Source organism: Nonomuraea sp. NPDC050478, assembly GCF_044458265.1.
In the GTDB taxonomy this organism is placed as follows: domain Bacteria; phylum Actinomycetota; class Actinomycetes; order Streptosporangiales; family Streptosporangiaceae; genus Nonomuraea; species Nonomuraea ferruginea.
Genome location: NZ_JBITHT010000002.1, coordinates 674,329 through 687,117, shown reverse-complemented (window position 1 = coordinate 687,117; position 12,789 = coordinate 674,329). Strand labels below are relative to the sequence as shown.

At 72.4% G+C, this 12,789-nt stretch carries 13 protein-coding genes; 3 read left to right on the top strand and 10 right to left on the bottom strand.

All coding sequences use genetic code 11. From position 1 onward, the window contains the following. Positions 1 to 118: 118 nt before the first annotated feature. Together ACIBF7_RS11190 and ACIBF7_RS11185 are read right to left on the bottom strand one after the other, a co-directional pair. Complete coding sequence (locus ACIBF7_RS11190; RefSeq protein WP_397197007.1) at positions 119 to 427, bottom strand: hypothetical protein; 309 nt, start codon at positions 425 to 427, stop codon at positions 119 to 121. Next, positions 394 to 1,506 (bottom strand): hypothetical protein, encoded by a 1,113-nt coding sequence (locus tag ACIBF7_RS11185; RefSeq protein ID WP_397197006.1) that lies wholly within the window; start codon positions 1,504 to 1,506, stop codon positions 394 to 396. Before ACIBF7_RS11185 ends, ACIBF7_RS11190 begins: the two co-directional genes overlap by 34 nt. A gap of 154 nt (positions 1,507 to 1,660) precedes the next feature. Here ACIBF7_RS11185 and ACIBF7_RS11180 point away from each other — a divergent pair, with 154 nt between their 5' ends. Beyond that, positions 1,661 to 2,260, top strand: a complete 600-nt coding sequence (locus ACIBF7_RS11180; RefSeq protein WP_397197005.1) for a hypothetical protein — start codon at positions 1,661 to 1,663, stop codon at positions 2,258 to 2,260. 84 nt (positions 2,261 to 2,344) lie between these two features. Here ACIBF7_RS11180 and ACIBF7_RS11175 read toward each other — a convergent pair whose 3' ends face one another. The 4 genes from ACIBF7_RS11175 to ACIBF7_RS11160 form a co-directional block, all read right to left on the bottom strand. Then, complete coding sequence (locus ACIBF7_RS11175; protein ID WP_397197004.1) at positions 2,345 to 2,566, bottom strand: hypothetical protein; 222 nt, start codon at positions 2,564 to 2,566, stop codon at positions 2,345 to 2,347. Positions 2,567 to 2,763: 197 nt separating this feature from the next. Further along, entirely contained in the window at positions 2,764 to 2,982 is a 219-nt protein-coding gene (locus tag ACIBF7_RS11170) for a hypothetical protein (protein ID WP_219544582.1), read from the bottom strand. 122 nt (positions 2,983 to 3,104) lie between these two features. Beyond that, the gene (locus ACIBF7_RS11165; protein ID WP_397197003.1) at positions 3,105 to 4,100 is read right to left on the bottom strand and encodes an alpha/beta hydrolase; all 996 of its coding nucleotides are present in this window, start codon (positions 4,098 to 4,100) and stop codon (positions 3,105 to 3,107) included. A gap of 94 nt (positions 4,101 to 4,194) precedes the next feature. After that, positions 4,195 to 5,253, bottom strand: a complete 1,059-nt coding sequence (locus ACIBF7_RS11160) for a helix-turn-helix domain-containing protein (protein ID WP_397197002.1) — start codon at positions 5,251 to 5,253, stop codon at positions 4,195 to 4,197. A 134-nt stretch (positions 5,254 to 5,387) separates the two neighbouring features. On the opposite strand from ACIBF7_RS11160, the gene ACIBF7_RS11155 reads away from it, so the two are divergent. Continuing rightward, complete coding sequence (locus tag ACIBF7_RS11155) at positions 5,388 to 5,969, top strand: hypothetical protein (RefSeq protein ID WP_271277661.1); 582 nt, start codon at positions 5,388 to 5,390, stop codon at positions 5,967 to 5,969. Here ACIBF7_RS11155 and eda read toward each other — a convergent pair whose 3' ends face one another. The 4 genes from eda to zwf all read right to left on the bottom strand — a co-directional run bounded on the left by eda (position 5,970) and on the right by zwf (position 11,328). After that, complete coding sequence (gene eda, locus ACIBF7_RS11150) at positions 5,970 to 6,581, bottom strand: bifunctional 4-hydroxy-2-oxoglutarate aldolase/2-dehydro-3-deoxy-phosphogluconate aldolase (protein WP_148032403.1); 612 nt, start codon at positions 6,579 to 6,581, stop codon at positions 5,970 to 5,972. It abuts the gene before it with no gap. A 127-nt stretch (positions 6,582 to 6,708) separates the two neighbouring features. Beyond that, positions 6,709 to 7,668 (bottom strand): glucokinase, encoded by a 960-nt coding sequence (glk, locus tag ACIBF7_RS11145; protein ID WP_271277662.1) that lies wholly within the window; start codon positions 7,666 to 7,668, stop codon positions 6,709 to 6,711. 232 nt (positions 7,669 to 7,900) lie between these two features. Next, on the bottom strand, positions 7,901 to 9,847 hold the full coding sequence (gene edd / locus ACIBF7_RS11140) for a phosphogluconate dehydratase (RefSeq protein WP_271277663.1): 1,947 nt from the start codon (positions 9,845 to 9,847) through the stop codon (positions 7,901 to 7,903). 5 nt (positions 9,848 to 9,852) lie between these two features. Continuing rightward, positions 9,853 to 11,328 carry a glucose-6-phosphate dehydrogenase gene (gene zwf, locus ACIBF7_RS11135; RefSeq protein ID WP_271277664.1) on the bottom strand — a complete coding sequence of 492 codons (1,476 nt, stop codon included), beginning with the start codon at positions 11,326 to 11,328 and terminating at the stop codon, positions 9,853 to 9,855. 136 nt (positions 11,329 to 11,464) lie between these two features. Here zwf and ACIBF7_RS11130 point away from each other — a divergent pair, with 136 nt between their 5' ends. Further along, positions 11,465 to 12,667, top strand: coding sequence for an ROK family transcriptional regulator (locus tag ACIBF7_RS11130; RefSeq protein WP_219544588.1), 1,203 nt, complete (start codon positions 11,465 to 11,467; stop codon positions 12,665 to 12,667). The last annotated feature ends 122 nt before the right edge of the window (positions 12,668 to 12,789 follow it).

The window sequence follows — 12,789 nt, the reverse complement described above, 5'->3', positions numbered from 1 at the left end:
AACGGTGACGGTAAGCGGGCAGCCCGAAGCGGTCAAGGCCCGAAACCAACTCGTGACGCCGCCCAAGGCGAGTGGTACGGAGCGTCAAGGGTAAGAATGTTGACTATCGAGAGGCCGGTCAGCCGATGACGAGGAAGTCGGACCCATCAGCGGACCGGCGCAGCCGGCCGACGGCGCGGAAGAAGCGACTCCCGTGCGGATAGCGGGTCTGCAACCAGCCGTCGGACCGGGTGATGCCCGCTTCCTTGAGGTCGTGCCGGATGCGGTCCGCGAGCATCGCGGCGACGGCCGGGCCGTGGCTCGTGCGGGTGATCTGGAACTCGGTGAACCCGCACGAGTCGGGCGCCGGCTGCTGGAACTGGACCTCCACCGCGCCGAGCACGTCGCCGGCGGTCACCTCGCCGAGCGGTCGCCTGCTGTGTGCCAACGGTAGAACTTCCAGAACCGCTCGTCGTCCATCGGCCCCGCCTCGCGCACCCGTACCCGGCCGTCCTCTTCCACCACGGCGATGTAGAGCACGCGGTTGTCAGAGCACGGCTTGTCTCTGAAGTGGTGGCGCGAGCAGAGAGGATCCCAGTGGTAGGCGAACCACATCAGCGACGCGGCGAGATCGGGATGGCTGCCGGCCCACCGGTCGTCGAAGAAGAACCACTGCTCACGTGTCTCGCCCCATTCCGCGATGAGCATCTGGACCACATGCTCGTCCACGTGGATGACCGTGCCTTCGCGGCCGCGGGCGGTCCGGATCAGCTCCAGCGCCGCCGCGTGGGAGCTGAGGTCGGCGAGGTAGTCGTCCGGCGGCTCGGCATAGCCGGGCCATCGGTTGCAGCGCTCCAGCGCCGCCGCGATGCCGTCCTCGTCCGGCGCGATCAGCGACCGTAACACCATCAGTTCCAGCGGCCATTCGCCGGTGGTGCCGAGCGAGCGCAGCGCGGCGGCGAACTCCGGGAGCCGGACGCCCCGGAAGGCGTAGGTGTCGTCCCGTCCGATGCTGAAGTGCCTCGCCCTGCAGGTGAGCAGGACCGCGTAGACGGTGCCCGTCCCGGACGATCCGGCCAGGTCGACGGTCTTCCACGGTGGTGTGAACCCGCCGGCGGGGGTGTTCGCGGTCGCGGGCAGCGGCCCGTCGTGCACGGCGTAGGACCAGAGGCCGGGGCTGGCCGCCACGGCGGAGTCGTCGACGAGGTAGTACGCCACCTCATACCAGAGGGAGTCGGCGAGCACGCGCACACTGTGGGCGTCGACGTTGCACTGCTGGAGTTCCGACACCCGGGTCCGGGCCAGGGTGCGCAGTTCCTCCATGCTCCGCGGCGGTGCGCCGCCTTCGAAGAGGGCCGCGAGATACCAGACGTCCGTGCCCAGTTCGCGCTCGAACCACTCGTGCGGGTCCCCGGCGGTGGCGTCCTCCCACACGTCATGGACCCACTCCAGCACCGTCGGCTGGGGCATCCGCCACACGCGCTTGCCGAGAACGCCCTGGTCCCATGAGCGGTAGATCAGGTACACGGTGGCCTGCCCTGGAGATCGCCGGAAAGGCGATCTTAACCGTGCGGGTAGTCGCCGGCCGCTTCCTGGAACGCCGGGGGATCTCCACGCGGGCGATCAAGATCGGCAGGAGGCGTTTCTGGACCCGGCCCGGCGGCTCGGCGAGGATGAGGCCATGGCGGAGAAGCGATCAGCACGACCGAAAGGTGGCCCGGACTGGACGGCCGTGAGCGCTATGGCGACCGCGGCTGCCGCCGTGGTCGCCCTGGTCGCGTACCTGATGCCGCAGCCCCCGCAGCCCGGCCCGGAACCCACCCCCTCGGCCGCGCAGTCGTCACCGGATCCCGCGCCCACCTCGCCCGCACCGCAGACCTCGAGCCCCCCGCCCGAGCCCAGCACCCCCGAATCCAGCACCCCCGAATCCAGCACCCCCGAATTGCCGGTGCCGAGCTCCACCCCGGTGGCCAAGGATCCCCCCGCAACGCTGCCAGCGGTCCGGCCCGCCGGCTGCGACGAAACGGAGACGGCGCTGGCCACATACCGCCGGGACGCCGGGACCACCCGCGCAGGCCAGGCAGCCGCGGCCCGCCAGGCACACCACGACCTGATGGGCGCGGGCCTCGACGCGCAAGGAGCGGTGGGAACGACCATCCGCCGGCTGGCAGACGAGTTCCAGGAGCTGAACTTCCGCCTGACCGGTATGACGGGTGGCGATCCCAACCAGGTGATCGCGGACATCAACGCGGACTTCGCCGACCTCAGGAGACTGTGCTGACCTGACGGCAGGTCGCAGCCCGCACTGGCCGTACGCGGAGAACGCCTCCGGCATCACTACCGGAAGCACTCTCCCTTCTGAGGGCTATGGCTGAGGACGTTGGATGCCGTGGTGATCGAGCAGCAGGCCCACGCCGTATTCGAGACGGACCAGCCGCTCGTCCATGCCGGTCAGTCGTTCGTCCATGGCCGCGAGCCGATTCGTGTGTTCCCCCTGAACCGCTTTGATCTCGGAGAGGTCCCGGCCGGTTTGGAAAGCCCAAGACTCCAAGGCGCTCACACGCTCCTCCGTGCTCTTGGTGCTCAAGTCGATCTCCCATACCGTGGGGGGCAGGGACCTGGCTGATGACCGCAGTCAGGTCCCGGCTGTCGTCAAGGTTAGTCGGTGCCTGGCTGGTCGCCGAGAGACCACGAGGTGGCAGTCCGGTGCGGTCGCTCGGCAACCGTCGCCGGGCACCTGAGGTAATGAACACTTTACCCAACGTGACGACAAGCTCGGGCGCGTCACCGCCTGCTGCGCCGCTTGGCGGTATACGGCAGGACGAACAGGTACAGGCCGGTGGGCAGGAGCAGGGCAAGGGGCAGGAGCGGCAGGTAGTAGATCCACTCGGCCGGCCCCTCCTGCCCCGCGACGGCGATGGCGACGACGGTGACGACGACGGTCACCGTGAAGGTCATGGACAGCCAGCGGTGCGCCCGCCGGACCCACGTGTTCCCGTTCATGGCTCTCCTTGCGAGACGAGAGACCCCGCTCCGGTGAGCGGGGACATCCATGACGATCACGCTAGGCGCGGCGCGGTGGCCGCCGCTTCTCCGTTCCTGACCGTTCCGCTGGCGCGGGCGGCTCAGGGGGCGAGGATACGGCGGAGCCAGCGCATCCGGGGCACACCGGCGTCCTGGGAGATCGCGGCGTGCGGGACGATGCCTTCGAAGCCGTGGAACCCGCCCGGCCAGACGTGCAGCTCGGCCTGGCCGCCGGCCTGCCAGATGCGGGTGGCGTAGGCGACGCCCTCGTCGCGGAACGTCTCGGCCGAGCCGACGTCGATGAACGCCGGGGGCAGCCCCGACAGGTCGGTGGCCCGGGCCGGGGCCGCGTAGGGGGAGACGTCGGGGCCGCCGCGCCGGTCGCCGAGCAGGGCGGTCCAGCCGATCTCGTTGGCCGCGTGGTCCCAGATGCCGAGACCGGCCATCTGCAGGGACGAGGGGGTGTCGTTGCGGTCGTCCAGCATCGGGCACATCAGCATCTGCCCCACCAGGGCCGGGCCCTCGCGGTCGCGGGCCAGCAGGGCCACGGCCGCCGCGAGCCCGCCGCCCGCGCTGCCTCCGGCCACGAGGATGCGGGCCGGGTCGATGCCCAGCTCGGCGGCGTGCTCGGCGGTCCACACCAGACCCGCGTAGCAGTCTTCCACCGGGGCCGGGTGCGGGTGCTCGGGCGCGAGCCGGTACTCGACCGACACGAGCACCAGACGCAGCTCCTGCGCCACGTCCAGCAGCGAGTCCAGGCCGACGAGCCGGTTCCCGCCGATCATGCCGCCGCCGTGGATGTTGTAGATGGCCGCCAGCGGAGTGGTGGAGCCGGTGGGGCGGCAGATGAGCAGGGTGACGTCGGGCGCTCCGGCCGGGCCGGGCACCTCGCGCTCCTCCACGTCGAACGCCCCGTCGCGGCTGAGCTGCTCGGCGGTGGGCACCGGCATCAGGGCCGAGTTCGCGCGCAGCGCGGGGATCTCGTCCAGCGACGTGAGCGGGGGCATGTGCTGCTGGATCAGGGTCAGGGCCGCGCCGAGTTCGGGGTCGAACGGCACCGGCGCGGCCGGCCGGGCGGGGGACTCGTCGATGCTCATCGGAGAACCTTTCGGTCGGACGTCGCGGCCGGCTTGCCGCTGGGACCATGGTGGCCGCGGCCGGGCCGGTGGATCGACCGCCAGATGGCGGGCCTTACCCGCCACTCGGCGGGTTTACCCGGCGACCCCGCCGATCGGCGGGCCTGCCCGGCTCGGGGTGGCGGGCCAGCCGCCGGAGTGCGAACGCGAGCTGCAGGCGCAGGCGGCCCTGCGGGGTGCGTACGTCCCAGCCCAGCAGGTGCTCGGCGTGGGTCATCCGTTCCTGCAGGGTGGAGTGGTGGATGGTCAGCTCCGTGGCGGCCGCGCGCAGGCTCTGGGCGTAGGCGACGGCGTGGAGGGTGGCGAGAGTCCAGGGCGCCGCCGACCCGGCCCGCTCCAGGGCGAGGACGTCGGGGACCGCCTCGCCGTCCGGGCGGGCCGCGGCGGCGAGCACCATCAGCCCGCCCAGCTCGTCCGCGAACACCACGCGCGGGCCGGGATCCTGGGCGGATCCCTCGGCCGCCAGGCGCAGCGCGACGCGGGCCAGCCGCCACGACTCGGGAAGCTCCGGCACGGGCACGGCGGGGCCGACCCCCTGGCGCTTCTCGCCGGGCCGGTCAGTGATGATCACCGGGTCACGCTCGATCCGGGCCCGCCCGCCCTCCTCCGCGACCGCGCGGACCCGTACGTCACCTGCCAGGTTGAGCCGCCGGGCGGCGATCAGCCGGGCCTGCGGCGGCGCGGCCGCGTCGAGGAGCAGCTCGACCAGGGCGGGATCCTCACCCGGCCGGGCGGGCGCGCGGCCCCAGGTGCGGTCGAGCACGTCGCGCGCCGCGGCGGCGGCCCGTTCGAGCACGATGGCGTCGACGGGCCCCGCTCGTCCGGGACGCTCCAGCCGGAGCGCCGCCGCTCCGCTGCCCACGTGGTGGGCGGGCCAGCCCGGGTCGGGCGCGGTCCGGGCGTCCTCGCGCTCGCCGTCGGCCCGTACGCGGATCCGCAGGTGACGGTCGGGATCGGAGAGGCAGGCGGGACAGCCGGCCAGCATGGCGGCGCCGCGCACGATCGCCTCCAGACCGGCATGGGCCTGGACGAGACGGTCGAAGTAGGCGATGACCCGCACCGCGGCCCCGGCCTCGGTGTCGAGCGCCGACACCCGGCCCACCAGCTCTCTCATCCCCTCAGCCTAGGTGAGCCGGACCACAGCGGTAGCGATCCGTGACGACCCGCTCTCACCCGGTCCTACACAGACCGGGCCACAGCTTGCCGGGAACGAGCCGGATCGTCCCGAGATTGCGCTAGGGTGCGGCGATGATCGCCAAGCCGCCCGGATGGCCCTTCGTGATCGTGTGGTCCACCTTGGCCCTAGTGATCATGTACTGGGCGAGCGTGCCCTTCTGGTACGGGGTCGAGATGCTCTTGGCGGTCGTCCTCGTCGGTCTTCCTCTGATGGTCTACTGGGCGCTGCGGTTCGCCCTGGCGGCTGACAGAGGCGGGGTCACCGGCCGGGCCGGACGCTGCCTGGCGCCCTGGTTGATCACCTGGGCGACCGTGGTCGCGCTGGCCTACAACGCCCCTTTCGCGCTGCGGTTCTCGCTGTCGGCGTCGGCCCTGGGCGCCTACGCGGAGAGGATCATGGAACGAGGGCCGATCCACTACGAGTCCTGCGAGTGGGCGGGGCTGTACCGGGTGTGCGGTGGAGGAGCCGAGCACGGAAGCCTGGACGGCGTGCCGGTCCCTGGCAGCGCCGGCTTCGCGACGACGGAATGGGCCATCTACAGCAACACCGGCTTCGCCTGGCATCCAGGAGCCGTCCCGCAGGAAACCGCCGACGACATCTACGTGCGCATCGTGGGCGACTGGTACGGCTACCACGGCTGGGACGGGTGGTGATCACCTCAGGGCGGCGGCCTCCGAGGCGAGCTTCTCGACGCGGGACCAGTCGCCGGCGGACAGGGCGTCGGCCGGGGTGAGCCAGGTGCCGCCGACGCAGCCGACGTTCGGCAGGGCGAGGTAGTCAGGGGCGGTGGCCGGGCGGATGCCGCCCGTCGGGCAGAAGCGGACGTCCGGCAGCGGGCCCTGCAGGGACTTCAGGTACGCGACGCCGCCCGCCGCCTCGGCCGGGAAGAACTTCAGCTCCTTGATGCCCCGCTCCGCCAGCGCCATCGCCTCCGAGGCGGTGGCGGCGCCCGGCAGGTAGGGCAGGCCGCTGGACTCCATCGCCTCCACGAGCGACAGCGTCGTGCCGGGGGACACGAGGAAGCCCGCGCCGGCCTCCAGGGCGGCCGCGATGTCCTGCGAGTTGCGGATCGTGCCCGCGCCCACCTTGGCCTCGGGGACCTCGGCGGAGATCCGGGCGATGGCCTCCAGCGCGGGGGCCGTACGGAGCGTCACCTCGATCACGGGCAGGCCGCCGGCCACCAGCGCCCGCGCCATCGGCACGGCGGTCTCCACGTCGTCGATCACCACGACGGGGATCACGGGGGCGAGGTCGAGCAGGCTCATCGGGAACTCCTCAGGTACGGAAAACGCCCGGGACGCGGCGAGGCGCCCGGCGCACGGTGGTCGATCGGGACGGGCCACGCCGGCCGCCAGTCCCGCCACCGCGTCGGCCGGTGGGTGGCGTGGGTGGTCATCGGGCCGCCGGCGCGTGCTGGGTGAGCCAGGCGGCGGCGCCCGTCAGGGCGGGCTGCGGCGCGACGATGAGCGAGGTGCCGATCTCCGCCAGGTATGCGGACATGTCGGGATTAGTGGCGAACCTGGCACGGAAGTTGCTGGCGCACACGCGCTCCACGATACGGGGAAGGACGCCTCCGCCCAGGTAGACACCACCCCGCGCGCCGAGAGTCAGCGCGACGTTCCCGGCGAAGCTCCCCAGCATCCCGCAGAACACCTCCACCGTCTCCGCGCACAGCGGGTCGCCGAGCCGCGCCACGATCTCCGAAGCGGCCAGGGACGGCGCCGCGACGCCGTTGACCCGGGCCAGCGCCCGGTGCAGGCGGGCCAGGCCGGGCCCCGACAGCACGTGCTCGGCCACCACCTGGTCCAGGCCCTCCGCACGGAGCGCGCGGACGATCTCCAGCTCCCTGTCGTCGGCCGCGGGCACCGTGACGTGACCGCCCTCGCCGGGGATCGGCACCCAGCCGTGATCGGTCGGCACCAGCCCGCCCACGCCGAGCCCGGTCCCGGGGCCGAGCACCGCCTTCACCCCGTACGAAGGCTCGGGGCCGCCCAGCGGCACCAGCTCGTCCGCGCGCAGGTGCGGCAGCGACACGGCCAGCGCCTCGAAGTCGTTGAGCAGTTTCACGTACGGGACGTCCAGGTCTCGCGTGGACCCGGCCCAGGGCGAGTTCGTCAGCCGGTAGCGGTCCCCGTCGATCGGCCCGGCCACGGCCAGGCACGCCGCACCCGGCCGCACCCCGCCCGCATGCTCGGAGAGATAGGCGGCCACGGCGTCGGGCAGCGTCGGGTAGACGGCCCCGGACAGCACCGCCACGTGTGACGGCGCGGCTCCTGGCGCCGTGACGAGACCGAACCGGGCGTTCGTCCCCCCGATGTCGGCGACCAGCCACGGCAGCTCCGGCGCCCTCATCGCGACCGTCCGGCGCGTGCAGAACAGCCGCAGGGCCGGGAGAAGCGCATGCCCTGCGAGAGCATGAGGCTCCCGCCGCCGAAGGCCCGGAGGACGGACCCGGCCAGGCGGTCGCCGCCGTGGATGCTTTCCGAGGGGTGGTGGCCGGGCGCGGCCGGGAGTTTCCCGCCGCGGGAGATGCCCTCCGAGGGCCGAAGGGCGGGCGTGCCCTCGGAGGGAGACCAGGAAGGAGTCACCGGGAGGCTCCCGAGGGAGCGGGCAGCGGGATGCCCGCCTCCAGGTGGGAGGCGCCCGACTCGGCGGGGAACGCCAGCCCGGGGCCGTGGTGCGGCGACTCGGCGCCGCTGACGCCGAAGATGCCGGCCCCCTGCTCGGCGTGGCCCGCCATGCGGCGGAAGGTGGCGAACAGCTCGCGGCCGGTGCCGACCCATTCGGCGTCGCTGAGCGCGCGGCCCGCGGGAGTACGGCGGGCCAGCTCCCCGGCCGGCACGAGCAGGTCCAGGGTGCCCCCGGCCGAGTCGAGGCGGACCACGTCGCCGTCGCGGACCAGCGCGATCGGCCCGCCGTCCGCCGCCTCGGGCGACAGGTGGATGGCGGCGGGCACCTTGCCGGAGGCGCCCGACATGCGGCCGTCGGTGACGATCGCCACCCGCTGTCCCCGGTCCAGCAGCACCGCCAGCGGCGGCGTGAGCTTGTGCAGCTCCGGCATGCCGTTGGCGCTCGGCCCCTGATAGCGGATGACCGCGACGAAGTCCTGCCCGTCCAGCTCGCCCGCCTCGAAGGCGCGCAGCAGGTCGAGCTGGTCGTCGAAGACCTTCGCCGGCGCCTCGATCACCAGGTGCTCCGGCTTGACCGCCGACACCTTGCTCACGGCCGTGCCCAGGTTGCCGGAGAGCATGTGGATGCCGCCGTCGGCCGCGAACGGGTCCGACACCGGGCGCAGCACGTCCAGGTCGGAGCTGCCGATGACCGGCTCCCATGCCAGCTCGCCGTCACGCAGCTCCGGCGCCGACCGGTAACGGTCCAGGCCGGGCCCGGCCACGGTCATCACGTCGGCGTGCAGCAGGCCCGCGTCCAGCAGCTCGCCGATCAGCACCTGCATGCCGCCCGCCTCGCGGAAGTGGTTCACGTCCGCCTGGCCGTTCGGGTAGATCCTGGTGAGTGACGGCACCACCTTGGACAGGCACGACAGGTCATCCCAGGTCAGCACGATCCCGGCGGCGGCCGCCATGGCCACCAGGTGCAGCGTGTGGTTGGTCGAGCCGCCCGTGGCCAGCAGCGCCACGCACGCGTTCACGATCGCCTTCTCGTCGACCAGTTCGCCGATCGGCGTGTACTCGGCGCCGTGCGCGGTGATCTCGACCGCGCGGCGGCCCGCCGCAGCCGTCAGCGCGTGCCGCAGCTCGGTGTGCGGGTTGACGAACGTCGAGCCCGGCAGGTGCAGGCCCATGACCTCCATCAGCGCCTGGTTGGAGTTGGCGGTGCCGTAGAAGGTGCACGTGCCGGGGGAGTGGTAGGACTTCGCCTCGGCGTCCAGCAGTTCGCCCCTGCCCAGTTTGCCCTCGGCGAAGAGCTGGCGGGTGCGGGCCTTGACCTTGTTCGGCAGGCCCGACGTCATCGGCCCGGCCGGCACGAAGATCGCGGGCAGGTGGCCGAAGTGCAGCGCGCCGATCAGCAGGCCCGGCACGATCTTGTCGCAGACGCCCAGCAGCAGGCTCGCGTCGAACATGTCGTGCGACAGCGCGATGGCCGTCGCCATCGCGATCACGTCGCGGCTATAGAGGGACAGCTCCATGCCGGCCCTGCCCTGCGTGATGCCGTCGCACATGGCGGGCACGCCGCCCGCCACCTGGGCCACGCCCCCGGCCGCGCGCACCGCCGCCTTCAGCTCCGGCGGGTACGTCTCGTACGGCTGATGGGCGGAGAGCATGTCGTTGTAGCTGGTGACGATCGCCACGCCCGGCTTGGCCGTGCCGCGCAGGGCGGGCTTGTCGGAGTCGGGCGCGGCGGCGAAGCCGTGCGCGAGGTTCGCGCAGCCCAGGTGCGCGCGGGCCGGGCCCTTCGCGCGGGCGTTCTCGCCGTCGCGGCGGATCCTGGCCAGGTACGCGGCCCGGCTGGTCGCGCTGCGTCCGGCGATGCGGTCGGTGATCTGCTGGATGACGGGGTGCATGGAAGTCATAGAAGTCACGCCTCCTCCTCGTGCCAGGCGCGGCCACTGCGGCCGAGGAGCTCGTGCGCGCCTGCGGGGCCGGTCGTCCCGGCGGGATACGGTTCGGGCAGTTCGGGGGAGGAGCGCCAGGCGTCCAGGATCGGGTCGATCCAGCGCCACGCGGCCTCCACCTCGTCACGGCGCATGAAGAGCGTCGGGTTGCCGGCCAGCACGTCGCTCAGCAGCCGCTCGTACGCCTCGGGAACGCGGGCGGGGAACGTCTCGCCGAAGTTCAGGCTGAGCGGCACCGGCTTGAGCGACACCTCGCCCGCGCCCGGCTCCTTGGCCATGATGTGCAGCTCGATGCCCTCCTCCGGCTGCAGCCGCAGCACCAGGCGGTTCGGCGAGCCGCCGGGGAAGATGGAGTGCGGCACGTCCTTGAACTGCACCACGATCTCCGAGCGCCGGTTCGGCAGCCGCTTGCCGGTGCGCAGGTAGAACGGCACCCCGGCCCAGCGCCAGTTGCGGATCTCGGCGCGGATCGCGGTGAACGTCTCCACCCGCTCCGACGACTCGGTCGGCGGCGTCGAGCCGGGCTCCTCCAGGTAGCCGGCCATGCCGTCGGCGGCGGTGTACTGGCCGCGCACGGTGAAGCGGCCGACCTCGCCGCCGGTGATCGGGCGCAGCGCCTGCAGCACCTTCACCTTCTCGTCGCGGATCGCCTCGCGGTCGTTGCGCGCGGGCGGCTCCATCGCGGTCAGCGTCAGCAGCTGCAGCAGGTGGTTCTGCACCATGTCGCGGAGCGCGCCGGCGTGGTCGTAGTAGCCGCGCCGGCCGGGCGTGCCGACGGTCTCGGCGGCGGTGATCTGTACGTGGTCGATCCAGAGCGAGTTCCAGATCGGCTCCAGGAACGCGTTGGCGAAGCGGAGCACGAGCAGGTTCTGCACCGTCTCCTTGCCCAGGTAGTGGTCGATGCGGAAGATCTGGTGCTCGTCGAAGATGGCACCGACCTCGTCGTTGATCCGCTGGGCGCTCGGCAGGTCGTGGCCGAGCGGCTTCTCCAGCACCACCCGGGAGCGCGGGGTCACCAGCCCCGCCCGGTCCACCTCCCGGCAGAACGGGCCGAACGTCCGGGGCGGGCTCGCCAGGTAGAACACGCGGTCGCGGTCCTCGGCCAGCGTCGCGCGCAGCGCGTCCCAGCCGGTGCGGTCCTGCCCGCCCACGTCCACCGTCAGATGGTGCAGGCGGCCCAGGAAGCGCTGCCACATGGCGTGGTCGTCGACCGGCACCACGTCGCGTACCTGGGCGTCCACCTTGCCGCGGAAGTCCGCGTCCGTCAGCCCGCCCCTGGACAGGGCGATGACGCGCGTCTCCGGCGAGAGCCGGCCGTCCCTGTCGCTGTGGTACAGCGCGGGGAGCAGCTTGCGCATGGACAGGTCACCCGTACCGCCGAAGACCACCAGGTCGGCGGTGTGGGCGGCCGGGGAGGGCGAGAGCGGGGACACGAACACGACTCCGATGATCTACCAATGCGGGGACAGAACGGACACTAGCTAGGGTTTCGGTCCTACACAAGCATAGTTTTGCTATTTGAGATGAAAAAGTAGCGACTTTTCATGACACAACTAGGTGTGGTTCACTTAGCCGATGTCTCGACGTACCGCAGCCACCCTCGCCACCAGCGGTGACGTACTGCAGCTGATCCGCACCGGTACGGCCGTGACGCGGACCGACATCGGCCGGGTCACCGGCCTGTCACGCCCCGCGGTGCAGCTCCGCGTCGACGAGCTGCTGGAACGCGGCCTGGTCGTCGAGCGCGCGGACGCTCCCTCGACCGGCGGGCGCCCGCCGGTGCGGCTGGAGTTCAACGCGTCCGGCGGCGTCGTCCTGGTCGCGGCGCTGGGCGCGAGCCGCACCCGCGTGTCCATCTGCGACCTGAGCGCCCGCGAGCTCGCCGGGCAGGACTTCGCGATCGACGTCGAGCAGGGCCCCGACGTGGTGCTGCCCCTCGTCATGGACACCTGGGACGAACTGCTCGGCGACCGGCCGCGCTCCATGGTCAAGGGCGTCGGGATGGGCATGCCCGCCACCGTCGAGTTCGCCGAGGGCCGCACCGAGAGCGCCAGGGTGATGGCGTCCTGGACGGGCGTGGTGATCCCGCCGCTGGTCCGGGCCCGCTTCCCGGTGCCCGTGCTGGTCGACAACGACGTGAACGTGCTGGCCATCGGCGAGCACCGGGGCGCCTACCCCGACCTGGACGACCTGATGTTCATCAAGGTGTCCACCCGGATCGGCGCCGGCATCATCGCCGGGGGCGGCATCCTGCGCGGCGCGCTCGGCGCGGCCGGCGAGATCGGCCACATCCCGGTACGCGACGGCGGCGGCGTGCTGTGCCGGTGCGGCAACGTCGACTGCGTCGACTCCGTCGCCAGCGGCACCGCGCTCCTGCGTGACCTGCGCGCCGCCGGCAAGGACGTCAAGAACATCGCCGACGTGACCCGCCTGGTGCGGGCCGGCGACGCCGAGACGATGGCGACCGTGCGCGAGGCCGGGCGCCGGATCGGCGAGGTCGTGGCCGGGGCGGTCAACATACTCAACCCGTCGGTCGTGGTGCTCGGCGGCGACATGGCTGAGGCGTTCGGGCCGCTGGTGTCCAGCATCCGCGAGGTCGTCTACCGCCGCTCCACCGCGCTGGCCACCAGACGGCTGCGCATCGAGCCGAGCCGGCTGGGGCCGGCCGCCGGCATCAGCGGCTGCGCCGTCATGGTCCTCGACCACGTCCTCTCACCCGAGGCCGTCGACGAATCCCTCGCCACCCGCCGCCCCCTGCACCCCACGAAACCCCTCTGACGACGGGCGTCGCACGCGTCAGGGAGAGAAATCTCTTCGGGAACTCTCGGGCTGTGCGTCGTACGTGCCGGGGAGGGAACCTCCGTGGGAACCCCCTCAGGCTGGGCGCCGCACGCGTCGCC